This is a genomic window from Clavibacter sp. A6099 (assembly GCF_021919125.1).
Classification (GTDB): domain Bacteria; phylum Actinomycetota; class Actinomycetes; order Actinomycetales; family Microbacteriaceae; genus Clavibacter; species Clavibacter seminis.
In genome coordinates, this window is sequence record NZ_CP083439.1 from 734470 (window position 1) to 755460 (window position 20991).

Genomic DNA, 20991 nt, shown 5'->3' on the forward strand with positions numbered 1-20991 from the left:
TGGTCGTCGGTGACGTTGCCCGTGGCCATGTCGGCCTCGGCGCTGATGCCGAACCCGTCGAGCCCGGCGACGTGGACGCTGATGACGTCCTCGATGACGGAGTTGGAGAGCATGTCGGCGGCGAGCGACTGGACGTCGGCGAGCAGCGCGTCGTCCACCTCGCCCTCGACGGTGAGCTCGAAGCGCTTCCCGATGCGGACGCCGGTGAAGCGGTCCTCGCCTAGGCGGGCCAGGGCGCCGGCGACGGCCTTCCCCTGGGGGTCGAGCAGCTCGGCCTTGGGCATCACTTCGACGACGATCGTGGGCACGATGGGACTCCGGATTCCTGGAGGCGGGTGGATGCGCTCAGCGTACCGGACGGCCGCGCCCCGCCGGGCGGGTCCGACGGGGCGGGCGCGCGGTGGCGGCGGGTCGGTCGCGGGACGGGATCAGCCGATCGCCTCCGGCAGCAGCTCCACGCGGTACGCGGCGTCGATGGTCTCGCCCGTGGCGGGATCCTCGAGCTGCACGCGCCAGCGCGACGCGAACTGGTCGACGCCCGGGACCATCGCGACGGTGCCCGAGATGAGCACGGTGCCGGGGACGCGCAGGCCGCGCCGCTCGAGCACCTCGAGCCAGTGGTCGGGGGTGAGGAGCGCGGCGAGCGTGGAGTCCTGGATGAGCTCCTCGGCGCCCTCCTCGCCGACCCAGCCGCGGAGGCGGATCGCGTCGAGGCGGTCGCGCACGTCGGCGAGGCGCCAGGCCTTGCGCCCCAGCACGTCGGGTCCGGCGTTCTTGCTCCACGCGACGCCGTGCACCTCGAGCGCGCGGTCGGTGTGGTCGCACGCGACCGTGAGGAGCACGTCGTCGTCGGTGATCACGAGGGCCCACTCGGCCTCGCCCGAGGTGCGGCCGTGCTGCGCGGGCACCGTGTCGGCCTGCAACGCGAGGTACGGCGCGACGGGGTAGAGCGCGGGCGTGGTCTCGGGTCCTGGCACGCCGAGCTCGGCCAGCTCGTCGATGTGCGCCTGCACCTCGGCCTGGTCGCGGCCCGCGTAGCCGGCGTTGAGGAGCGACACGACCTCGACGCTCGTGGTGGATCCGTCGGGCAGCTGGAAGCGCAGGGTGGTCATCGATCCTCCGGTGGTGTTTCGAGCGTGTGAAGAGATGCGGATCCGGGTGCCCGACCCTGGTGCCGGGGCTCCGGTATGCCTACTGTATACAACACACCGACCGGACGCCGGGCGGGATCCGATCGCCGGATCCGCCGCCCGGCTCCCTCACCCGAGGAGCCCCATGGCCGACGACCCCACCGCCTCCCCGGCGACGACCGCGCCCGCATCCGGCGCGCACGCGGCACCCGCCGCGCCCGAGAAGCCCACCCGCCGCGAGCTCGTGAAGGCGTTCACCGCGAGCCTCACCGGCACCTCGCTCGAGTGGTACGACTTCGCCGTCTACTCGGCGGCCAGCGCCGTCGTGTTCCCCGTCGTCTTCTTCCCGTCGTCGGATCCGTACACGGCGACGATCCTCGCGTTCTCCACCTACGCGGTCGGCTACGTGTCGCGCCCCGTGGGCGGGTTCGTCTTCGGGCGGCTCGGCGACAAGATCGGCCGGAAGCCCGTCCTCGTGCTCACGCTGCTGCTCATCGGCATCGCGACGTTCCTCATCGGCGTGCTGCCGGGCTACGCGACCATCGGGCTCGCGGCGCCGATCATCCTCGTGCTCCTCCGCTTCGCGCAGGGCGTGGGCGTCGGCGGCGAGTGGGGCGGCGCGGTACTGCTCTCGAGCGAGTTCGGGGATCCACGGAAGAGGGGATTCTGGTCGTCGGCCGCGCAGGTCGGCCCGCCCGCGGGCAACCTGCTCGCCAACGGCGCGCTCGCGCTGCTCACGGTGCTGCTCACCGAGGAGGACTTCCTCGACTGGGGCTGGCGCGTGGCCTTCCTCCTCTCGGCGCTGCTCGTGGCGTTCGGCCTCTGGATCCGCCTGAAGCTCGAGGACACCCCCGTGTTCAAGGCGCTGCAGGAGCGCGGCGACCGGCCGAGCGCACCCGTGTCCGAGGTGTTCCGCACCCAGCTGCGCCCGCTAGTCGCGGCGATCCTCAGCCGCGTCGGACCCGACGTCCTCTACGCGCTCTTCACGGTCTTCACGCTCACCTACGGCGTCAACTCGCTCGGCTTCGAGCGCAGCCAGGTGCTCGTGGCGGTGCTCGTCGGATCCGCCATGCAGCTGTTCACGATCCCGTTCGCGGGCGCCGTGAGCGACCGGATCAACCGGCGTGCGCTCTACGCGGCCGCCGCGGTGGGCGCGGCCGTCTGGGCCTACGTGTTCTTCGCGATCACCGACGGATCGTCGACCTTCGTGCTCGGCGTGGGCATCGTGCTCGGGCTGTTCTTCCACTCCTTCATGTACGGGCCGCAGGCGGCGTACATCATCGAGCAGTTCTCGCCGCGGCTGCGCTACACGGGCGCCTCGCTCGCCTACACGATCGCCGGGGTGATCGGCGGGGCCATCGCGCCGCTGATGTTCACGATCATCTACGAGGAGACCGGCAGCTGGGTCGGCATCGCGCTGTACCTCACCGCCGCGGTCGTCCTCACGCTCGTGGGCCTCGCGATGGGCCGCGACTCGGACGTCTCCGAGGACGAGGAGTACGTGCGCACGGGCGCCGAGGGCGTGCCTGCCTCGCGCGTCTGACGCCCTCCGCGACCGGCCGACGCCCGGATCCCCGCAGCGGGGGTCCGGGCGTCGGCGCGTCCGAGGGGAGGCGCGCTCCGGGATCGCCGGCCCTCCGCCTCCGTCGCGGCACCGGGCCGGTCCCGCGCGGCAGGGCCGCGCGTCGTGATCACTCGGCTCTGCGCTGGGCCTTCATGCGCTTCCGCGCCGCGCGGACGGTGAGCACGGAGAGGTAGTCCTGCACGGTCGCATCCCGGAGCGTCGCCAGCTCCTCCTCCACCACCGTGCGGAGCTCCGCCTCAGAGCGATCGGGGAACTTCGCCCGCAGCTGCTCGGTGGAGTCGCGGACGATCTGGTCGTAGTCGACGTCGGTTGTCATGGTCGCATCATCCTCCACGCGGGTGGACGCTCCGTGGCTCAGGGGCCGGGAGCGGAGCGGGAGCCTGCGGGGCCGCGTCGACGAGCTCCTGCGGGCCCCTGGCTGAGCGATCCGCGTCAGGCGCGCAGCAGCACGTCGAGCGTGACGGCGAGGTGCCGGTCGATCGCGTCACGTGCCGCCTCGGCGTCGCCCGCGGCCAGCGCGTCGACGATGCCGCCGTGCTCCTCGCACACGCGGTCCTGCCGGTCGGTGGCGCGGTAGAGCGCCTCGACGCCGACGAGGATCTGCCGGGCGCGCAGCTTCGCGTAGGTGCGGCTCATGAGCTCGCTGCCCGCGGCGTCGACGAGGAGCTGGTGGAAGCGGCGGTCGTGCTCGATGAACTGCCGCCCGCTCTCGCGCGGCGGCGTCGCGACCATGGCGCGCTGCTGCTCGAGCACCTCGCGCATCGCGTCGAGCGGCGTCCGGTCGTGCTCCACGGCGCTCGTGGCCGCGTGCCGCTCGAGCACGCCGCGCAGCTCCATCAGCTCGGCGATCTGGCGGCCGGTGATGACGGGGATCCGCGCACCGCGCTTCGGGATCATCTCCACCAGGTCGTCGGCGGCGAGCAGCAGCAGGGCCTCGCGGACGGGCGTGCGGGAGACGCCGATGCGCTCCGCCAGCTCCTGCTCGTTGAGGAAGGCGCCCTGCTGGTCCGGGTCGGTGAGGACGTGCGCGTGGAGGAACTCGTAGGCCCGCTCGCGGCCGGAGAGGGCGCTCGCCGAGGTGCCTGGATCGCCCGCCCGTTCTCGCATACGCTATGTATACATCACGAGGAGGACCATGAAGATCGCGCTCGCACAGATCATCAGCTCGCCGGATCCCGTAGAGAACCTCGCACGCGTCACCGCGTTCGCGGAGGACGCCGCGCGGCAGGGCGCCGAGCTCGTGGTGTTCCCGGAGGCGGCGCAGCGCGCGTTCGGGAACCCGCTGCCCGAGATCGCGGAGCCGCTCGACGGGCCGTGGGCATCCGCCGTGCGGGCGGTCGCCGACCGACTCGGCGTCGTGATCGTCGCGGGCATGTTCACGCCGGGCGCCGGCGGCCGGGTGCGTAACACGCTGCTGGTCGCCCGGCCGTCCGGCGCGGAGGCGGTGGGCGCCGGCTCCTACGACAAGATCCACCTCTTCGACGCGTTCGGGTTCCGCGAGTCCGACGCCGTCGACCCGGGCGATGCCGTCGCCGTGATCGAGGTCGGCGGCACCCGCGCCTCGCTCGCCACCTGCTACGACGTGCGCTTCCCCGCCCTCTTCCTCGCGGGCGCCGATCGCGGTGCCGCCGTCAGCATCGTGTGCGCGAGCTGGGGCGCCGGCCCCGGCAAGGCCGACCAGTGGGACCTGCTGCTCCGTGCGCGCGCGCTCGACTCCACGACCTTCGTCGTGGCGGTCGGCCAGGGGGATCCCGCAACGCTGCCCACCGGATCCCGCGGCCACGACCGCGCGAGCGGCGCGCCCACGGGCATCGGCCGGAGCGCCGTCGTCTCCCCGCTCGGCGAGGTGCTGCACCGCCTCGGCGGCGAGGAGGAGCTGCTCGTCGTCGACATCGACCCGTCGGCCGTCGAGGCCGCACGCGGCACGCTGCCCGTGCTCGCGAACCGGCGCCGGGGGCTCGAGCAGCAGGTGTGATCGCCGTCACTCGGTGAGGGCACGACGCGGGCCCGGCCGCCGAGGCGACCGGGCCCACGGGCGTTCGACGGGATCAGCGCCCGACAGGACCCATGTCCGCGTACCGGTCGCCGACCGGGGTGGGCAGCGACGAGAGGCGCGCGAGCTGGTCCGAGGAGAGCGTCACGGCGTCGGCCGCCATGTTCTCGTCGAGGCGCGTCACGCGCTTCGTGCCGGGGATCACGGCGATGTCGTCGCCCTGCGCGAGGATCCACGCGAGCGCGACCTGGGCGGGCGTCGCGTCGAGCTCGCCCGCGACGTCCTTGACGGCGTCGACGATGCGCATGTTCTGCGCGAACGCCTCCTCCGCGAAGCGCGGCGACGAGGAGCGGTAGTCGGCCTCGGACAGGTCGGCGACGCTCGAGATCGCGCCGGTGAGGAAGCCTCGGCCGAGCGGCGAGTACGCCACGAGACCGATGCCGAGCTCGCGCAGCACCTCGAGCACGGCGCCCTCGGGGTCGCGGGTCCAGATGGAGTACTCGCTCTGCAGCACCGAGATGGGGTGCACGGCGTGCGCACGGCGGATCGTGTCGGGCGCGGCCTCGGAGAGCCCCAGGTGCATGACCTTGCCCTCCTCGACGAGCTCCTTCATCGCGCCGACGGTCTCCTCGATCGGCACGGCCGGGTCGACGCGGTGCTGGTACAGGACGTCGATGCGGTCGGTCCCGAGGCGCTGCAGCGAGGCCTCGACGGCGATGCGGATGCTCGTGGGCGAGCTGTCCATGCCGCGCTCGTAGTCCTCGGCGTCCTTGCCCGGCGCGTGCTTGAGCAGGCCGAACTTGGTGGCGATGACGATGTCGTCGCGGCGGTCCTTCAACGCGGATCCGACCAGGCGCTCGTTGGTGAACGGCCCGTACGCCTCGGCGGTGTCGAAGAGCGTGACGCCCTGGTCGACGGCGCGGTGGAGGGTGCGGATGGACTCCGCCTCGTCCTGCCCGTGGCCGTCGTAGAACGCGCTCATGCCCATGCAGCCGAGGCCGATGCGGCCGACGTCGAGGCCCGTGCCGGTGTGGATGTGCTTCATGCGGTGCTCCGTTCTCCTGCGGCCGGATGGGCCGCACTTCGAGCCTAGGCACGCTCCTGCCCGCGACGCGCCGCGTTCACGCGTTGTTTTGAATGGATCAAGGGAACTGTGCTTGACTCGGGCGCATGCCCACCGACCACGCGCACCACCACGCGCCGCCCCTCGACGCCGACGCCCTGCGCGTCGCGCTGCGGGAGGCGGGCCTGCGCGTGACCCGGCCGCGCGTGGCCGTGCTCACGGCCGTCGACGCGGCACCGCACTCGGACGCCGACGAGGTGCTCCGCGCGGTGAAGGGCGAGCTGCCCGGCACGAGCATCCAGGCGGTCTACGGCGTGCTCGGCGCGCTCGCGGCCGCGGGGCTCGTGCGTCGCATCGAGCCCGCGGGATCATCCGCGCGCTACGAGCGCCGGACGGGCGACAATCACCATCACCTCGTCTGCACAGGTTGCAGGACGATCGTCGACGTGGATTGCGCGGTGGGGGAGTCCCCCTGCCTCACGCCGTCCGACTCGGCGGGGTTCCTCGTGGCGAGCGCCGAGGTGACGTACTGGGGCCTGTGCCCCGCCTGCCGGACCGCATCCGCGGATCCCGGTTCCACCGTCGCGACCTAGCGGTCGCCACCGGCCCGCCCCTCGGCCGGATGACCCGAGCCAGCACCTCCCCGTTCCACCGCTGACAGGAGAAACACCATGACCGACCAGAAGTTCACGACCACCGACTCAGGCGCCCCGGTCGCCAGCGACGAGCACTCGCTCTCCGTCGGCCCCGACGGCGCCATCCCGCTGCACGACCACTACCTCGTCGAGAAGCTCGCGCAGTTCAACCGCGAGCGCATCCCGGAGCGCGTCGTCCACGCCAAGGGCGGCGGGGCGTTCGGCACCTTCCGCGTCACGGGCGACGTGAGCGCGTACACCCGCGCCTCCCTCTTCCAGCCCGGCGCCGAGGTCGAGATGCTCGCGCGCTTCTCCACCGTCGCTGGCGAGCAGGGCAGCCCCGACACGTGGCGCGACCCCCGCGGATTCGCGCTGAAGTTCTACACGGACGAGGGCAACTACGACCTCGTCGGCAACAACACCCCCGTCTTCTTCATCCGCGACGGGATCAAGTTCCCCGACTTCATCCGCTCGCAGAAGCGCCTGCCCGGCTCGCACCTCCGCGACCACGACATGCAGTGGGACTTCTGGACGCTCTCGCCCGAGTCGGCCCACCAGGTCACGTGGCTCATGGGCGACCGCGGCCTGCCCTCTTCGTGGCGCCACATGGACGGCTTCGGCTCGCACACCTACCAGTGGATCAACGCGGCCGGCGAGCGCTTCTGGGTGAAGTACCACTTCAAGACGCAGCAGGGCATCGAGATCCTCAAGCAGGAGCAGGCCGACCAGATCGCCGGCGAGGACGCCGACTTCCACATCCGCGACCTCACCGAGGCCATCGACCGCGGCGACTACCCGGAGTGGAAGCTCGAGGTGCAGATCATGCCCTACGAGGACGCCAAGTCGTACCGGTTCAACCCGTTCGACCTCACGAAGGTCTGGTCGCAGAAGGACTACCCGCGCATCGAGGTCGGCACCATGACCCTGAACCGCAACCCGGAGAACTACTTCGCGCAGATCGAGCAGGCCGCGTTCGCGCCCTCGAACTTCGTGCCCGGGATCCAGACCAGCCCCGACAAGATGCTCCTCGCGCGCATCTTCAGCTACGCCGACGCGCACCGCTACCGCGTGGGCACCAACCACGCGCAGCTGCCGGTGAACGCGCCGAAGTCGCCCGTGCACAGCTACTCGAAGGACGGCCAGGGGCGGTTCACGTTCCAGGACGCCGGCACGCCCGTCTACGCGCCCAACTCGCATGGCGGCGCGCACGCCGACCCGGCTCGCGCCGCGGAGAGCGCCGGCTGGGAGCAGGACGGCGAGCTCGTCCGCGCCGCGGCCACGCTGCACGCGGAGGACGACGACTTCGTCCAGGCCCGGATGCTCGTCAACGAGTCGATGGACGACGCCCAGCGCGAGCGCCTCGTCGGCAACATCGTCGGCCACGTGAGCAAGGTCACCACGGCCGAGCTGCGCGCCCGCGTCATCCAGTACTGGACGAACGTGGACGCCTGGCTCGGTGCGGCCGTCGCCGCGGGCCTGCCGCCGCTCGCCGGTGACGCGCCCGTCGCCGAGGCCACCCCCGGCCCGACGCGCGACGCCGAGGAGGTCGGCGTCGCGGCCCACTGAGCGGTGGCGGTGATCCGCTGAGCGCACGACTCGACGCCCGTCCCCTCGCTGAGGGGGCGGGCGTCGTTGCGTGATGAAGACAAGGAGTGTCGTTTCGAAGATTACATTCGACTTCGTTTCGAGCAGGGCCGCGTCGTCGTGTCGTCGAATCGTGCGTGCGCAGGGGGTGCTAATTCAGGACAAGCTGGCAACAATAGCGGTTAAGCGAGCAACGTCGCTGTTCCATTCTCGAACGCGGACCGCATTAATCCACGATGCCCTCGTTCGCCCATGTAAGACGTCTGAAGTCTCCTTGTAGACATAACCCGCTTGCCGGGCGGCCTTGAAGGCATTGCGACGGCTTTCGGGTGGCACTGAGGCAACGATGAGAACCAAGCGGCGTTCAATAGCTGTTTTTGCCATGCCCTCTCTTGGCAAGGCCGACGCCGAGGCCCAGAAATCCGTGGCAAGGACTTCAATCTCACGGCGCACTTTAAGTGCTGCGCGTTTAACTTCGAGTGCCTGCATCAAAACCAGCTAACGTGATCCATGTGGGCGACGGCTGAACTTGCCGTAGAGACATCATCGTCAAGTTGCTGGTAATCAACTGCGGCAGCAGAGGCATGTATGCCAGTCGACCAACGCTTCACGGGTGTGGACAGGATTTGCCAAGCGTTTGTGAGATGAATGAGCTGCGAAGGACTGTCTCCCAAGAAGCCACGCAACACATCTTTCCGTTCTGCGGTGGTCATTGCAGAAGCAAACTCCGCCCGTGCTTGCTCGACCGCGGCGACAGGGAGTCGAGCAAGGTGGCGCAATGCGATTTGCTCAAAAGACTCGTCAACAGCCATTCGGAGCAAAGCGTTTACCTCGCCTTGCCCTTCGGTCGCTTGTCGATTACGCAAGTCTTTTGCTAATTCCTTTGCAAAATTAATGAGCTCGCGAGGCGGGTCTAGTGTTGGCGTCAGTGTAACCTCGCCATCTGGTGTTCGGTGCGTTGAGAGAACGGAAAACTCAGATCTGCCATGAACCCTTAAGTACTCCACGAATCGAGCATCGTGAGTGGTGATGATGAGGCTCTGTTTGCTGCCAACCTTTGAAAGCGTGGACGAGAGCTTGTCAACTCGGAAGTCATCAAAGGCATGAACCGGATCGTCCAGTATGGCAAACCCGAATATCCCGGACTCTGCCGTGGCTATCACCGGACCCAAGATAAGGGCATTCCTCTGGCCCGCGCTTAAATGGGCTAGTGCAACGGGCTCGCCTTTCGCGTTTTCAAGCTCAAGTCTACTTTCTGACTTAGTGATGTCGATTGCTTTCACGGATATACCAACGTCTTCGAGGAGGGAAGCGACGGCGGGGCCAACAAGGGACTGCAGCGTGGAGCTTCTATCTTTTCGCATATGAGCTAAATGAGAGTTCCATTTCGTACGAGCCTTTTTGAGGATCGCGAGTTGGCTAGCATCTTTTATTTTGGCATTGAAGATTGTGAAGTAGTCCGATAATGCGTTCCACCGCTGGCTCCGCCATTGGTGCTCGAGGCCTGACTCGGCAACCGCTGCTTCCATAAATATTTGGGCATCTGCTGACAGTGCCCAATTCGCCAGGCTGTCAAGACGGGCTAAGAGTTGGACGTCAAGAGGGCCGGCGGCAGGCGAAGTCTTTTCAAGGTCGGATATCAGCGCAGCAAGTGTTATTGCACTTTGCGTGTCGCTGTGCTTTGGGAGAACGGCTAGCGCGGCTTTGAGGGGATGTGCGAGTTTCGCTGAGTATTCGCGAACCAGGTTGCGGAGAGCAGCGGCAGCAGTTTTGGCAGTTTGCAGCCGTTCAACTTCCGATCTGAGGTGCTCCCTCCACCGTGTCTCCACCGTCCCGCACACGGGGCACATGTCCTCATTGCTGCCTTGGCGGGACTCAATAACGTGCTTGTGCATCTCGATTACAGAGTCCGTCACCTGTGGTGTAAGGAGGGCCTTCGAGGACTCGGATGACCAGGATGCCAATGCCTTGCTGTACATACGAGAATATTCAAGAACGGTCTCCATAAACGACTTCTCGAACTGATCCTCGAGCGCCTTTCGCTCGCTAAGTTTGTTTAGCACGAGCCACTCGCGCAGCTCTTTCTCGGAATTGAAGTCCGTCCAGACGAGAGGCTGAATCTGCCCTAGGCCATTTTGTCTTGCTTGCGCGTCAACGTCTTCAATCTTCGATACGCTAGTTGCTTTCGCCGTACTAATTAGCCGTGCGGCGTCTGTTGCTGCGTCCACGTGCACTTTGACGTAAGAATCGAAAACACGCGTCGCGTTGTCCATGGCCAAGCATGACGTCAACCAGTTTTGTAGGTCTCGCTTCTTTTGAAGCTCATCTGCCAGCTCGGCATACGCCAGTACGGGAGGAGACGCTCTCAGCGCCTCGATCCATGGTTGCCATGCGGCTGAGTCCTCCGCAACGGTCTGGTCTACCCCATTAGATGTAAGTAGACCGGTTCTTCGTACCCCTGCGGCGGTAACGACTGCCGTAATACTCAACTGGTCATTCGTGGTTTCGTCCATCAGGTGAACCATTATTTTGGCGGATTCGGCGCCACGGCTTCTTTCATCGGAACTACCCCACAGTTCATGAAGGGTTCCGTTCGCCCCTAAGTGCGTTGCGCCTGTCCGCCCTTCTAGAGCGACTCTAACTGCCTCCGCGAGGCTGGATTTTCCTGAGCCATTTTGCCCGTACAAGACGGTAACGCCGGTTGCGTTTGCTACTTTCAGTTTCACTTCCTGCTTGGCGCCGCGAAATCCTTCCACGCTAAGGCGTTGAAGAAGCCATCGGCGATCTTTGATTAGGTAATTGTGTCCGTCGCCGCGATCTAGTCCCTCTGCCAGCCGAACTAAAGTATTCCAGGCCCCTATATCGTTTGGCTCGGATAAGTCCGTTTGTGCGCGTAGTGAGGAGGTAAGTTCGTCGAGCGTCAGTTCTTGGAGCGCGGTCACAATTCGTTCCTTACGTGGTGGGGCGCCGAATCTGACGCTGGCGAGTGGGAGCTAACCACCTAAGCATTGGCTAAACGCTGGATAGAGGAAAGGTCCCAATGCAGGGGGTGTCGGCATCCCCTTGAGGCGGGGCGTCGCCGTACCAGTGATCCGGCTTGGAGGCGATGCGATCGTGCCCAGTTCTTGCCTGTCGGTGATTGGAAGTTGAGGCAAGCTCGTCTGTGGTTAAAAGATCCAGGATGTGAAAGGAGATGCTTGTGTGCCGCGTAGTGTCGTGATGCGACTTGCGCATGCATGTATGCATGCATGCATGCACGCCGTCGTACTTTTCACGCCAGCGGCAGCTCCATCTCCAGGTCCTTCTGCGAGCGATCGAGCGCGTACGGCACGCTGTGACCCGTGAGGACGAAGCCGCGGCGCTCGTAGTAGGCGCGGGCGCGCGGGTTGTCCTCGTGGACCTCGAGGCGGACGGCCTGCGCGTTCGGGCGGTCGCGGGCCCAGGCGATGACGGCGTCGAGGAGCAGGTCGGTGACGCCCGCCGCGCGACCGCGAGCCGACGGCGTGATGTAGACGCTCACGAGCATCACGCGCGTGGGATCCGCGGCGACGAACGCGTTCATGGCGCCGAGCCAGCGGCCGGTGGTCGGATCCACGGCGACGTACGCGGTGCTCCCGGGCTGGTTCGCGCGCCGCGTCCGCGCCTGCCAGTCGGAGTCGGGCCGGCCGAGCGCGCTCTCGAGCGTCTCGAGGTAGGCGAGCGGGGTGTCCTCGAGCATCTCGAGGCGGAGGGCGCGGTACTCGCGCCAGTCCTCGGCGCGGAGGCGGTGGATCACGGCGTCCATCGCGGTCAGACCAGCTGCCCGTTGACGTGCAGGTCGCCCGCGGGGAACGCGTCGGCGGCCGCGGTGACCGGCAGCATCATCCAGCCGTGGTCCTGGTGCACGACGCCGGCGGCGCCGAGCAGGGTGAAGCCGTTGTAGTGGCCGGTGCGGCCGTCGAGCGGCAGCCAGCCGTGCCGCGCGTAGTAGCCGGACGTCGACTCGCCGGTCTCGAGGACGCCGAAGGGGACGGCGAGGCGGGCCAGCGCGCCGCGGATCCCGTCGGCGAGCAGCGTGCCGAGGCCCTGCCCCTGCCGGCCGGGGTGCACGGCGACCATGCCGGTGGATCCGACGAGCAGGTCGTCGGCCGGGTCGCCCTGGCCGTCGCCCACCTCCACGAAGATGCGCCGGATCCCCGCGTGCGCCACGAGCTCGTCGCCGTCGCGCACGAGGATCCGCAGCTCGGGCTGCGCGCCCGCCCAGCTGCGCGCGCCCGTGTAGCCCGCGGCGAAGTCGGGGAAGGCGAGCGTGAGGAGCGCCGCGATCCCCTCGTGGTCGGCGACGTCGAGCGCGCCCTCGCGGACGACGGTGAGGCGGGGTCCCATGGGTCGAGGTTATCGGCCGGTCACGCCGGTGTCCGGGCCCGGCCACGGCCCGGTCGCGCGGCCCGCCCGCCCGTAGGGTGGAGCGCATGACCACCCCGCAGTCCGTCTGGCAGGACAAGCTCGGCCGCCTCTCCATCCGCTGCGTGCAGATCCTGGCGGTCCTCGTGGTCGCCATCGCGATCGTGTACGCCGCCATCTCGCTCAAGCTCGTCGTGATCCCGGTGATCATCGCGCTGATCCTCGCCTGCGCCGTGCGCCCGATGGTGCTCTGGATGGAGCGCCGTGGAGTGCCCGACGCTCTCGCCGCGGTCATCGCGCTCCTCACGGGCCTCGTGCTGTTCGGCGGCGCGATCACCCTCGTCGTCTTCGGCGTGCAGAGCCAGTGGCCGACGCTCGTGAAGGCGACGAGCGAGGGCGTCGACCAGCTGCAGGCGTTCATCCAGGAGGGCGGGCTGCCGATCGACTCGGCGCAGATCGACTCCTTCCGCAAGCAGGCCGTCGACTTCCTCACCAGCAGCCAGTTCGGCTCCGGCGCGATCGCGGGCGTCTCGGCCGCCGCCGAGGTCGTCACGGGCGGCGTGCTCGGGCTCGTCGTCTTCTTCTACTTCGTCAAGGACGGGCCGCGCATCTGGGCCTTCCTCATCCGCCCGTTCCGCGGTCGCGGCCGCAAGCGCGCCGTGCGCGTGGGCCACGAGGGCTCGAAGGTGCTCGGCGGCTACATCCGCGGCACGGCGACCGTCGCGCTCGTCGACACCGTGTTCATCGGAGCGGGCCTCCTGATCCTCCAGGTGCCGTTGGCGCTGCCGCTCGCGCTCGTGGTGTTCATCGGCTCCTTCGTGCCGATCGTCGGCGCCACGGTGGCCGGGATCCTGGCCGCGTTGGTCGCGCTCGTGACCAACGACCTCACGACCGCGCTCTGGGTCGTCGCCATCGTGATCCTCGTGAACCAGCTCGAGGGGAACTTCCTGCAGCCGGTCGTGCTCGGCAACGCGCTCAAGCTGCACGGCCTCGTCGTGCTGCTGGCCCTGACCGCCGGCACGATCCTCGGCGGCATCGTCGGCGCGATCCTCTCGGTGCCGCTCACGGCCGTCGCCTGGACGGCGTGGAAGATCATCATGGAGCCAGACGAGGAGGAGCCCGAGCCACCGGCGCCCGAGCCCCTCGAACCGGTGAAGAAGGCGGCGCGCGGCCTCACCGCGAAGCTCACGGGCCGCCCCGCCACCGCCACCCGCGCCGACCGATGAGCGCGACCGGCGCCGCGGCGGGCCTCCAGCGCTCGCCCGGCTTCGCCGTCGCCGCGCGCCTCGGGCACGCGGTCAACGGCCTGCTGCACCTGCTGATCGGCGTGGTCGCGTTCCGCCTGGCGACCGGCGGCGGGGGCGGCGAGGCCGACCAGTCCGGCGCGCTCGGCTCCATCGCAGGATCGCCCGGCGGCCGAGTGCTGCTGTGGGTCGTCGTGGTCGGGCTCGTCGGGCTCGGCCTCTGGCAGCTCGTCGAGACCGTGCTCGCGCGCGGCGAGGACGCGAAGCGCACCTGGGCGGCGCGCGCCAAGGAGCTCGGCAAGGCCGTCGCCTACCTCGCGATCGCGGCCACCGCGCTGCGCTTCGCGACGGGCGGATCGAGCGACTCGTCCGAGCAGACCCAGTCGCTCAGCGCGCGCCTGCTCGAGGCACCCGGCGGCGTCGCGCTCCTCGTGATCCTCGGGCTCGCGGTCGTCGCGGTCGGCGTCTACTTCGGCTTCAAAGGCGCGACGAAGCGCTTCCAGGACGACATCTCCGTGCCGTCGGGCTCGCTCGGGCGCGGGATCACCGCGCTCGGCGTCGCGGGCTACATCGCCAAGGGCGTCGCGCTCGTCGCGGTCGGCGTGCTCTTCGTCGTCGGAGCGGTGACGGCCGACCCGAGCCGCGCGACGGGCCTCGACGGCGCGCTCCAGTCGCTCGCGGGGCTGCCCGCGGGCGTCGCCGTGCTCGCGATCACGGGGCTCGGCCTCATCGCGTACGGCCTGTACTGCGGCGCCCGCGCGCGCTACGCGAAGCTCTGATGGAGCGTGCGGTCGACGCGCTCGACGGCGTGCGGCCGGACGAGGTGCACGTGGTGCGGGTCTTCGCGGATGCGGACGGCGCGCACGGCAACGAGCTCGGGATCGTGCTCGCGTCCGCGCGGACCGACGGCCGGGAGCAGGAGATCGCGCAGGCGCTCGGCTTCAGCGAGACGGTGTTCGTCGACGCGGTGGACGCGCCGGGCGCGGATCCGCGAGGCGCGTCGATCCGCATCCTCACCCCCGCGCGCGAGCTGCCCTTCGCCGGGCACCCGACCGTCGGCACCGCCTGGTGGCTGGCGTCGCGCGGCGTGCCGGTCGACCACCTGCGCGTGCCCGCCGGGATAGTGCGCGTCACCCGCGTCGGCGACGAGGTGCGCGTGACCGCCGATCCCGAATGGGGCCAGGAGTTCACGTGGCAGCAGCACCCGACGGCCGACGCGCTCCGCGCCCTCGACGCCGACGCCGTGGACCCCGGGGTCGACCACCTCTACGCCTGGACCTGGACGGACGAGGCCGCGGGAGAGCTGCGGGCGCGCATGTTCGCGCCCGCGCTCGGCGTCGTCGAGGATGAGGCGACCGGATCCGCGGCGCTCCGGCTCACGGCGCGCCTCGGCCGCGACCTCCGCATCACGCAGGGCCGCGGCAGCGTGCTCGTGACGCGCCTCCGCGACGACGGCCGCGCCGAGGTCGGGGGCCGCACGGTGCCGGACCGCGTGATCCCGCTGCCCTGACCGGCGCCGCGGCCGCCGCCTTCCCGCGCTAGGCGGTCGCGGCGTCCGCGTCCTCCGTCGCCGGTTCCTCGCGCGGCACGACGAGGATCTCGGAGATCCGCCGCCTGTCGAGGGCCGTCACCTGCAGGGTCACGCCGTCGACCTCGACCGAGTCGCCGACCTGCGCGAGCCGGCCGAGGTTCTCGATGACGAAGCCCGCGACCGTGTCCGACGCGGAGTCGGGCAGCTTCACGCCCGTCGCCTCCTCGAAGTCCTGGAAGTTGAGGCGGCCGTCGATCGTGCCGCCGTCCTCCGCGAGGTCGCGCGCGGCGGAGTCGGTGTCGTACTCGTCGAAGATCTCGCCCACGACCTCCTCCACGAGGTCCTCGAGCGTGACGATGCCGTCGGTGCCGCCGTACTCGTCCACGATCACGGCGATCTGGTGGCCCTCGGCGCGCATCATCGTGAGCGTCGGCAGCACGCGCGCGGTCGCCGGGAGGTAGGGGATGGGGCGGAGGATCTCGGAGACGGGCCGCTCGGGATCCACCGCGATCGCCTGGTACAGGTCGCGCACGTGCACGAACCCGATGACGTCGTCGATGGTCTTGTCGACCACCGGGTAGCGCGAGTACGGCCGGTCCTGCACGTCTATCCCCGCCTCGCGGACCGTGCCCGTGCCGTCGAGCGCGGCGATCTCGGGGCGCGGCTTCATCACCTCGCTGAGCTGGCGGTGGCGGAGGGAGAGCACGTCGTCGAGGATCCGGCGCTCGTCGTCAGGCAGGCCCTCGTGGCTGGAGACGATGTCGCGGAGCTCCTCCTCGCTCATCTCCTCGCCGGTCTTGTGCGGGTCGCCGCCGAGGAGGCGCACGACCACGTTCGTCGAGGCGGAGAGCAGCCAGATCACCGGGCGCATGAGGTTCGCGAAGCCGTTGAGCACGGGGGCGACGCCGTACGCGAAGCCCGCGTTGCGCTGGATCGCCAGGCGCTTGGGCGCGAGCTCGCCGAGCACGAGCGAGAGGTAGGCGATCATCAGCGTGAGCAGGAGCGTCGCGATCGTGGATGCGAGGCCCGACTCGAGGCCCCACGACTCCAGCAGCGGCACGACCGACGGCGCGATCGACGAGGCGCCGTACGCGGCCGACGCGAAGCCGGCGACGGTCACGCCGATCTGCACCGCCGCGAGGAAGGTGTTGGGGTTCCGGGCGAGCGCGGCGACCTTCTCGCCGCGGCGTCCGCGGGCGGCGAGGGCGTTGAGCTGGCCCTCGCGGAGGGTGACGAGCGCCATCTCGGTGGCGGCGAACACGCCGCCGACGAGGACGAACACGACCACCAGGACGATGTTGAGGACGAGGTCGCCGTTCACGAGCGGGTGCCGGTCGGGTGGGCGCCGGTCGAGCTGGTGCCGGTCGCGCGGGCAGCCGGGAGACGGGTGGCGCGGAGGGTGCGGGGCATGCCCGGGGTCGTCCGGGCGCCGGGACTGTGGCTGTCGGGAGCGGGCTCCCGCGCGGTTCTGTGCATGGATCGAGGGTAGTGGAGCAGGTGGGGAAATAGCCGGGGTCGTCGTCCGGCGGCGGCCGTGCCCTACGGTCGGGGCATGGATCAGACAGTGCTCGACGGGTCGTGGCTCGGCAGCTCAGGGTGGGTCACGCTCGCCCTCGTGAACGCGGGGCTCGCGGAGCAGAAGGGGCGATCCCGGTGGAACTGGTTCCTCGTCTCGATCGTCCTCGGGCCGATCGCGACGTTCTTCATCGTGACGTGGGAGCGCGTGCCCGAGCATCCCGTCGAGGAGCTCGGGGACGGCCTGACGAACGGGCTCCTGGCAGTGGGGATCGGACTGGGCGTGCTGGCCGTCGCCAGCGCGGTCGTGGCGGGGATCGGCGGGGACACCGGGGTATGGGTCCTCGCGGCCGCGCTCGCGCTCGTCGCGGCCGCCTTCGTCGTCCTGCACGTCCTCGCGCATCGGCGCTGGGCGGCGAGGCAGGCGGCGGCAGAGGCCGGGTCGCGGGCGGTGTCCGTCCCGGAGGACTGACCGCCGCCCGCGATCCGGCGTCGGCTCAGCCCGCCGTGAAGCCGCTCGGCAGCTGCGCGCCCGCCTTCGTCACGGCGTCGACGAGGTCCTGGCCGCCGACCGTCGTGATCGTCTCCCCGCCGATGCGGAGGGTCGGCGTGCCGGTCACGCCCGACTGCTGCGCGGCGTCGGTGTTGGCCGTGATCCAGTCGACGTACGCGCCCTTCTGCGTGCAGGAGAGGGCGTCCGGATCCGTGACGCCCCGGCCCTCGAGCCACGTGGAGAAGTCCTTCCCCGTCCACGAGTCGGTGGCGGCGGAGTGGTTCGCGAAGAGCGCCGAGTGCACGCCGGGCCAGGCCGACGGATCGTGCGCGAGCACGCAGGCGGCCGCGCTGCCGGCGACCCGGCCGTAGTTCGTCACGATCTGGATGGGGTGGTACACCACGGCCACCTGGCCGCTGCCCGCGAGCCGGTCGAGCAGCGGGCCGTTCTCGGCCTCGTACTCCTGGCAGTGGGGGCACGAGTAGTCCTCGTAGACGTCGAGGGTGACGGGAGCGTCCGCGGCGCCCACGCGCACGCTGTCGGGTCCCGTCGTCACCTGCGCCTGGTCGCCCGAGCCGAGGGCGACGGTCGCGTCGGCCGTGGGCGGCTGGGCCCCGGCGCTCGCCTGGTCGCGGAGGAGGATCGCGCCGCCGGCGATAGCCGCGATGAGGATCACGACGACCCCGGCGACGCCGAGCTGGGTCAGCAGTCGCCGACGCTTGCGCTTGGCCTCCTCGATGCGCCTCTGCGCGTTCGCCTTCTCGCGGATCTCACGCGTGCGGTCGCGGTCGGCTGCGGTCTTCTTGCTCATCGGTCCTTCTCTCGTGTGCGGGGTGGGATCGTGCGGGGTCGGGTCGTGCGGTGTCCGGTCGTGCGGTGCGGGGGCGGGGCGCCCGGGGAGGGCGCGGGATGCGGGGCGCGCGTCATGCGGTCGGCTCCGCGCCGCGATCGTGCCGGTGGATGGCCTGCAGGTTCGCGTTGTAGGCGCGCAGCTCCGCGTCGTCGTCGCGGAGGGCGGCGCGGTCGTAGCGTCGGGCGGCGCGCGTCTCGGACGTCGACCACTGGCGCACCACCATGAGCGCGACGAGCACGACGGGCAGCTCTCCCGCGCCCCACGCGATCCCGCCGCCCGCGGCCTGGTCCGCGAGCAGCTGGGCGTCCGTCTGGATGCCGAGCTGGTGCCAGAAGTCGATCGCGAGGATCGACGTGCCCGACATGATCGACAGCCCGAAGAACGCGTGGAACGCCATGGTCGCGAGCAGGATGATGAGCCGGATCGGGTAGGGCGGCCGGCGCGGCCCGGGATCCACCCCGATCAGCACGAAGAAGAACAGGTATCCGCTGATGAGGAAGTGCACGCACATCAGCAGGTGCCCCTGGTGGGTCTGCAGCGACCACTCGAACCAGCCGGTCCAGTAGAACGCGACCAGGCTGCCGGCGAAGACGACGGCCGCGACGACCGGGTGCGTCACGAGCGCCGAGTAGCGGGAGTGCGTGGCGGCGAGCACCCACTCGCGGACGCCGCGGCTGCCGTCCCTCCGGGCGGGGACGGTGCGGAGCAGGAGCAGCACGGGGGCGCCGAGCACGAGCAGCGGCGGCACGTACATCATCAGCAGCATGTGCTGGATCATGTGCGTGCTGAAGTGCACGGCGCCGTAGACACCGGGCCCGCCGCTGGTCGCGTAGACGAGGAGCGCGCAGCCGGCGAGCCACGGCACCGTGCGGGCGGGCGACCACGCGTCGCCGCGGACCCGCAGCCGGCGCACGGCCACGAGGTACAGGCCGGCGAGCACGACGGCCCCGGCGAGGAAGAGGTAGTCGGGATGGAACGACGTCAGCATCCGCTCGGTCGTCACCGGGTCGGGGAACGTGAAGCCGATGAGCGAGGCGCGCGGATCCACGTCGGCGACGGAGGTCTGCGGGACCGGCGGCGCGCTCCGGCTGAGCGCCACGGACACGCCCATCGCGACGGACATGGCCACGACCTCGCCGACCGCGAGCCGGAGGAACGCGGTGCGGCGGGTCGCGTCGCGGACGAGGCCCGGGATCACGATGCGGCGGTGGGCCCATCCCGCGAGGCCGAGCCCCATGAGGAGCGTCGTCTTGAGGAGCAGCAGCACGCCGTACGGGGTGGTCACCAGGTCGAGCGGCCCGCCCAGGCGGAGCGACGCGTTGATGATCCCGGAGAGCGCGACCGCGACGAACGCCCACCCGGCGAGCGTCGAGTAGCGGCGGACGACCGCGGGCAGCGCGCCGCGCACGTGCCGCTGGAGGAGGATCACGGCAACGAGGCCGCCGGCCCAGACCGTGACCCCGATGAGGTGGATCCCGAGGCTGTTCACCGCGTTCGCGTGCTCGTAGGTGCCCGCCGCGTGGCCGGAGAGCGAGAGTGGGAGGAGCGCCAGCATGGCCGTGCCCGCGGCGATGCCGATCCCCGTGACGCGCTGGGTCCACATCGTGACGCCGAGCACCACCGCGATGCACGCCAGGGACGCGACGAGCGTCTGCCCGAGCTCCAGCCGGGTCGTGAAGTAGGCGAACTGGCCGCGGAAGGTGGGCGACGTGAGGGGCACGCCGATCACGTTCGCGCCCGAGAGGGCGAGCACGGCGATGCCGGCGGCCAACCACACGGCCGCGGCGCGCGACGCCCAGCGCGTGGCCTTCCACTGCGCGAAGCTCGCCATGCCCGGCCGCTTCGCCTGCCCCGGGAGGGCGAAGGCCGCGACCACGAGGAGGCCGATGGTGACAGCGGCGGCGGCGTCGTGGATCACGCGCGCGATGGGCAGGCCGTACCGGACGACCTCGCCGGGGTCGACCAGCAGGGTCGTCGTCGTGGCACCCGTGAACAGGGCGCTGAGGAGCATCACCGCGACGGCGAGCGGCAGGCACAGCCAGAGGAGCGCCGATCGGCCCGAGACGCGCGGCAACCGCAGCTGGGCGGTGCGCGTCTCGAACGCGATGTCGTCGAGGTCGTCGGGCGCGGGGGCCCGCGGAGTCGCGGCGGTGGGCAGGGGGGAGTTCGGGGGCACGGGGATCCGTCCGTGAGGCGCGCCGATGGGCGCGGGCGGGGCCGTTCGCGTGATCGCGGCACGGCGGAGGCGCGTCTGGCGACGCGGGAAGCCGCGCGGCCGCCTCGGGCGGACGCGCGAGAGACGGGCGCGAGGGCCTCGCGCCCGGACGGGCTCGGATCAGGCGGAGGCGGGCGGACCGCGGCGGGGCATCGACGACAGCGCGACGCCCGTGTCCGGCAGACCCGGGTGCCACGCGGCGGGCACCCGGTGGCGGAGCTCGCCGGCAGGTGAGGCGAGGAGCGCCACCGCGTGCAGCACCACGACGAGGGCGGTGCGCGCGAGCGCGACGAGGTCCCAGAAGGCGCGCTCGCCGAAGCGCAGGGCGACGCAGGTGACGGCGGCGGCGAGGACGTGTGCCGCCCACATGCCGGGGCCGTGGTGCATGCCGGCCATCGCTGCGGTCTCGGTGCCGCCTCCCGCGACCGTCGTGAGGACGGATCCGCCCATGCCGTGGTGCCCGCCGACCATCCGGGTGCTCGCGGTCGTCGCGGCGCCGACGGAGAAGAGGAGGTGGAACGCCCCCTGGCTGAACGCGACGGCGATCGCGAGACGCAGGACGGAGATGGTGCGTCCGGCGAGGAACGTGCTGACCGGGAGGGCGAAGGCCGCGGCGATGACGACGCCGACGACGCCCGGAGCCTCACCGCCACCGGCCATGTGGGAGACCGCGGCGACGAGGATCGCGACGCCGGACGTGACGACGCCCCGCGCGACGCGCACGCCGCGCGTGCCCATCACCTCGGTCCCGCGCTCCATCGCCGTCG

At 70.4% G+C, this 20991-nt stretch carries 21 protein-coding genes and 1 pseudogene; 8 read left to right on the forward strand and 14 right to left on the reverse strand.

Going from position 1 to position 20991, the window contains the following annotated elements:
- Window positions 1-68 precede the first annotated feature (68 nt).
- Together purS and KYT88_RS03600 are read right to left on the reverse strand one after the other, a co-directional pair.
- A pseudogene (purS, locus tag KYT88_RS15970) lies at window positions 69-308 on the reverse strand (phosphoribosylformylglycinamidine synthase subunit PurS); the annotation flags it as partial.
- 120 nt (window positions 309-428) lie between these two features.
- Window positions 429-1112, reverse strand: coding sequence for a DUF2848 domain-containing protein (locus KYT88_RS03600; RefSeq protein WP_043585024.1), 684 nt, complete (start codon window positions 1110-1112; stop codon window positions 429-431).
- A 163-nt stretch (window positions 1113-1275) separates the two neighbouring features.
- Here KYT88_RS03600 and KYT88_RS03605 point away from each other — a divergent pair, with 163 nt between their 5' ends.
- On the forward strand, window positions 1276-2673 hold the full coding sequence (locus KYT88_RS03605; RefSeq protein ID WP_043585022.1) for an MFS transporter: 1398 nt from the start codon (window positions 1276-1278) through the stop codon (window positions 2671-2673).
- A 148-nt stretch (window positions 2674-2821) separates the two neighbouring features.
- Here KYT88_RS03605 and KYT88_RS03610 read toward each other — a convergent pair whose 3' ends face one another.
- Together KYT88_RS03610 and KYT88_RS03615 are read right to left on the reverse strand one after the other, a co-directional pair.
- Window positions 2822-3031: a three-helix bundle dimerization domain-containing protein gene (locus tag KYT88_RS03610; RefSeq protein ID WP_043585020.1), complete on the reverse strand. Its 210-nt coding sequence runs from the start codon at window positions 3029-3031 to the stop codon at window positions 2822-2824.
- A gap of 116 nt (window positions 3032-3147) precedes the next feature.
- Complete coding sequence (locus KYT88_RS03615; RefSeq protein ID WP_043585017.1) at window positions 3148-3822, reverse strand: GntR family transcriptional regulator; 675 nt, start codon at window positions 3820-3822, stop codon at window positions 3148-3150.
- 28 nt (window positions 3823-3850) lie between these two features.
- Here KYT88_RS03615 and KYT88_RS03620 point away from each other — a divergent pair, with 28 nt between their 5' ends.
- Window positions 3851-4690 carry a carbon-nitrogen hydrolase family protein gene (locus tag KYT88_RS03620; RefSeq protein WP_043585015.1) on the forward strand — a complete coding sequence of 280 codons (840 nt, stop codon included), beginning with the start codon at window positions 3851-3853 and terminating at the stop codon, window positions 4688-4690.
- 73 nt (window positions 4691-4763) lie between these two features.
- On the opposite strand, the gene KYT88_RS03625 is transcribed toward KYT88_RS03620, so the two are convergent.
- Entirely contained in the window at window positions 4764-5753 is a 990-nt protein-coding gene (locus KYT88_RS03625; protein WP_043585013.1) for an aldo/keto reductase, read from the reverse strand.
- A 125-nt stretch (window positions 5754-5878) separates the two neighbouring features.
- Here KYT88_RS03625 and KYT88_RS03630 point away from each other — a divergent pair, with 125 nt between their 5' ends.
- Both KYT88_RS03630 and KYT88_RS03635 read left to right on the forward strand, forming a co-directional pair.
- Window positions 5879-6364 carry a Fur family transcriptional regulator gene (locus tag KYT88_RS03630; RefSeq protein WP_043585011.1) on the forward strand — a complete coding sequence of 162 codons (486 nt, stop codon included), beginning with the start codon at window positions 5879-5881 and terminating at the stop codon, window positions 6362-6364.
- Window positions 6365-6442: 78 nt separating this feature from the next.
- Window positions 6443-7972, forward strand: a complete 1530-nt coding sequence (locus KYT88_RS03635; RefSeq protein ID WP_043585010.1) for a catalase — start codon at window positions 6443-6445, stop codon at window positions 7970-7972.
- 174 nt (window positions 7973-8146) lie between these two features.
- Here KYT88_RS03635 and KYT88_RS03640 read toward each other — a convergent pair whose 3' ends face one another.
- From KYT88_RS03640 to KYT88_RS03655, 4 genes are all read right to left on the reverse strand, one after another.
- On the reverse strand, window positions 8147-8479 hold the full coding sequence (locus KYT88_RS03640) for a hypothetical protein (RefSeq protein WP_147362344.1): 333 nt from the start codon (window positions 8477-8479) through the stop codon (window positions 8147-8149).
- Entirely contained in the window at window positions 8479-10932 is a 2454-nt protein-coding gene (locus tag KYT88_RS03645) for an AAA family ATPase (RefSeq protein WP_162178069.1), read from the reverse strand. The genes KYT88_RS03640 and KYT88_RS03645 overlap by 1 nt, the downstream gene beginning before the upstream one ends.
- 329 nt (window positions 10933-11261) lie before the next feature.
- Window positions 11262-11774: a GNAT family N-acetyltransferase gene (locus KYT88_RS03650; protein ID WP_043585007.1), complete on the reverse strand. Its 513-nt coding sequence runs from the start codon at window positions 11772-11774 to the stop codon at window positions 11262-11264.
- A gap of 5 nt (window positions 11775-11779) precedes the next feature.
- A complete protein-coding gene (locus KYT88_RS03655; RefSeq protein WP_043585005.1) occupies window positions 11780-12355 on the reverse strand; it encodes a GNAT family N-acetyltransferase in 576 nt (191 codons plus the stop codon).
- A gap of 86 nt (window positions 12356-12441) precedes the next feature.
- On the opposite strand from KYT88_RS03655, the gene KYT88_RS03660 reads away from it, so the two are divergent.
- Genes KYT88_RS03660 through KYT88_RS03670 form a run of 3 tightly spaced genes read left to right on the forward strand, consistent with a single transcriptional unit; the run spans window position 12442 to window position 15127 of the window.
- On the forward strand, window positions 12442-13599 hold the full coding sequence (locus KYT88_RS03660) for an AI-2E family transporter (protein ID WP_043585004.1): 1158 nt from the start codon (window positions 12442-12444) through the stop codon (window positions 13597-13599).
- Window positions 13596-14396: a DUF1206 domain-containing protein gene (locus tag KYT88_RS03665; protein ID WP_043585003.1), complete on the forward strand. Its 801-nt coding sequence runs from the start codon at window positions 13596-13598 to the stop codon at window positions 14394-14396. The genes KYT88_RS03660 and KYT88_RS03665 overlap by 4 nt, the downstream gene beginning before the upstream one ends.
- Window positions 14396-15127 carry a PhzF family phenazine biosynthesis protein gene (locus KYT88_RS03670; protein ID WP_051629281.1) on the forward strand — a complete coding sequence of 244 codons (732 nt, stop codon included), beginning with the start codon at window positions 14396-14398 and terminating at the stop codon, window positions 15125-15127. The genes KYT88_RS03665 and KYT88_RS03670 overlap by 1 nt, the downstream gene beginning before the upstream one ends.
- Window positions 15128-15155: 28 nt before the next feature.
- On the opposite strand, the gene KYT88_RS03675 is transcribed toward KYT88_RS03670, so the two are convergent.
- Together KYT88_RS03675 and KYT88_RS03680 are read right to left on the reverse strand one after the other, a co-directional pair.
- The gene (locus KYT88_RS03675; protein WP_043585001.1) at window positions 15156-16469 is read right to left on the reverse strand and encodes a hemolysin family protein; all 1314 of its coding nucleotides are present in this window, start codon (window positions 16467-16469) and stop codon (window positions 15156-15158) included.
- The gene (locus KYT88_RS03680; protein WP_156032189.1) at window positions 16466-16624 is read right to left on the reverse strand and encodes a hypothetical protein; all 159 of its coding nucleotides are present in this window, start codon (window positions 16622-16624) and stop codon (window positions 16466-16468) included. Before KYT88_RS03680 ends, KYT88_RS03675 begins: the two co-directional genes overlap by 4 nt.
- Window positions 16625-16700: 76 nt before the next feature.
- On the opposite strand from KYT88_RS03680, the gene KYT88_RS03685 reads away from it, so the two are divergent.
- Window positions 16701-17135 (forward strand): hypothetical protein, encoded by a 435-nt coding sequence (locus KYT88_RS03685; RefSeq protein ID WP_051629280.1) that lies wholly within the window; start codon window positions 16701-16703, stop codon window positions 17133-17135.
- Between the two features lie 25 nt (window positions 17136-17160).
- Here the strand turns inward: KYT88_RS03685 and KYT88_RS03690 are convergent, their stop codons facing one another.
- From KYT88_RS03690 to KYT88_RS03700, 3 genes are all read right to left on the reverse strand, one after another.
- Window positions 17161-17967 carry a DsbA family protein gene (locus KYT88_RS03690; RefSeq protein WP_043584999.1) on the reverse strand — a complete coding sequence of 269 codons (807 nt, stop codon included), beginning with the start codon at window positions 17965-17967 and terminating at the stop codon, window positions 17161-17163.
- A gap of 112 nt (window positions 17968-18079) precedes the next feature.
- Entirely contained in the window at window positions 18080-20185 is a 2106-nt protein-coding gene (locus KYT88_RS03695; RefSeq protein WP_051629279.1) for a bifunctional copper resistance protein CopD/cytochrome c oxidase assembly protein, read from the reverse strand.
- A 159-nt stretch (window positions 20186-20344) separates the two neighbouring features.
- On the reverse strand, window positions 20345-20983 hold the full coding sequence (locus KYT88_RS03700) for a hypothetical protein (RefSeq protein ID WP_051629278.1): 639 nt from the start codon (window positions 20981-20983) through the stop codon (window positions 20345-20347).
- Window positions 20984-20991 lie beyond the last annotated feature (8 nt).

What these genes read in the sequence shown, in the direction of transcription:
- KYT88_RS03600 (WP_043585024.1), bottom strand. Translation starts at nt 1,112, where the DNA reads ATGACCACCCTGCGCTTCCAGCTGCCCGACGGATCCACCACGAGCGTC.
- KYT88_RS03605 (WP_043585022.1), top strand. Translation starts at nt 1,276, where the DNA reads ATGGCCGACGACCCCACCGCCTCCCCGGCGACGACCGCGCCCGCATCC.
- KYT88_RS03610 (WP_043585020.1), bottom strand. Translation starts at nt 3,031, where the DNA reads ATGACAACCGACGTCGACTACGACCAGATCGTCCGCGACTCCACCGAG.
- KYT88_RS03615 (WP_043585017.1), bottom strand. Translation starts at nt 3,822, where the DNA reads ATGCGAGAACGGGCGGGCGATCCAGGCACCTCGGCGAGCGCCCTCTCC.
- KYT88_RS03620 (WP_043585015.1), top strand. Translation starts at nt 3,851, where the DNA reads ATGAAGATCGCGCTCGCACAGATCATCAGCTCGCCGGATCCCGTAGAG.
- KYT88_RS03625 (WP_043585013.1), bottom strand. Translation starts at nt 5,753, where the DNA reads ATGAAGCACATCCACACCGGCACGGGCCTCGACGTCGGCCGCATCGGC.
- KYT88_RS03630 (WP_043585011.1), top strand. Translation starts at nt 5,879, where the DNA reads ATGCCCACCGACCACGCGCACCACCACGCGCCGCCCCTCGACGCCGAC.
- KYT88_RS03635 (WP_043585010.1), top strand. Translation starts at nt 6,443, where the DNA reads ATGACCGACCAGAAGTTCACGACCACCGACTCAGGCGCCCCGGTCGCC.
- KYT88_RS03640 (WP_147362344.1), bottom strand. Translation starts at nt 8,479, where the DNA reads ATGCAGGCACTCGAAGTTAAACGCGCAGCACTTAAAGTGCGCCGTGAG.
- KYT88_RS03650 (WP_043585007.1), bottom strand. Translation starts at nt 11,774, where the DNA reads ATGGACGCCGTGATCCACCGCCTCCGCGCCGAGGACTGGCGCGAGTAC.
- KYT88_RS03655 (WP_043585005.1), bottom strand. Translation starts at nt 12,355, where the DNA reads ATGGGACCCCGCCTCACCGTCGTCCGCGAGGGCGCGCTCGACGTCGCC.
- KYT88_RS03660 (WP_043585004.1), top strand. Translation starts at nt 12,442, where the DNA reads ATGACCACCCCGCAGTCCGTCTGGCAGGACAAGCTCGGCCGCCTCTCC.
- KYT88_RS03665 (WP_043585003.1), top strand. Translation starts at nt 13,596, where the DNA reads ATGAGCGCGACCGGCGCCGCGGCGGGCCTCCAGCGCTCGCCCGGCTTC.
- KYT88_RS03670 (WP_051629281.1), top strand. Translation starts at nt 14,396, where the DNA reads ATGGAGCGTGCGGTCGACGCGCTCGACGGCGTGCGGCCGGACGAGGTG.
- KYT88_RS03680 (WP_156032189.1), bottom strand. Translation starts at nt 16,624, where the DNA reads ATGCACAGAACCGCGCGGGAGCCCGCTCCCGACAGCCACAGTCCCGGC.
- KYT88_RS03685 (WP_051629280.1), top strand. Translation starts at nt 16,701, where the DNA reads ATGGATCAGACAGTGCTCGACGGGTCGTGGCTCGGCAGCTCAGGGTGG.
- KYT88_RS03690 (WP_043584999.1), bottom strand. Translation starts at nt 17,967, where the DNA reads ATGAGCAAGAAGACCGCAGCCGACCGCGACCGCACGCGTGAGATCCGC.
- KYT88_RS03700 (WP_051629278.1), bottom strand. Translation starts at nt 20,983, where the DNA reads ATGGAGCGCGGGACCGAGGTGATGGGCACGCGCGGCGTGCGCGTCGCG.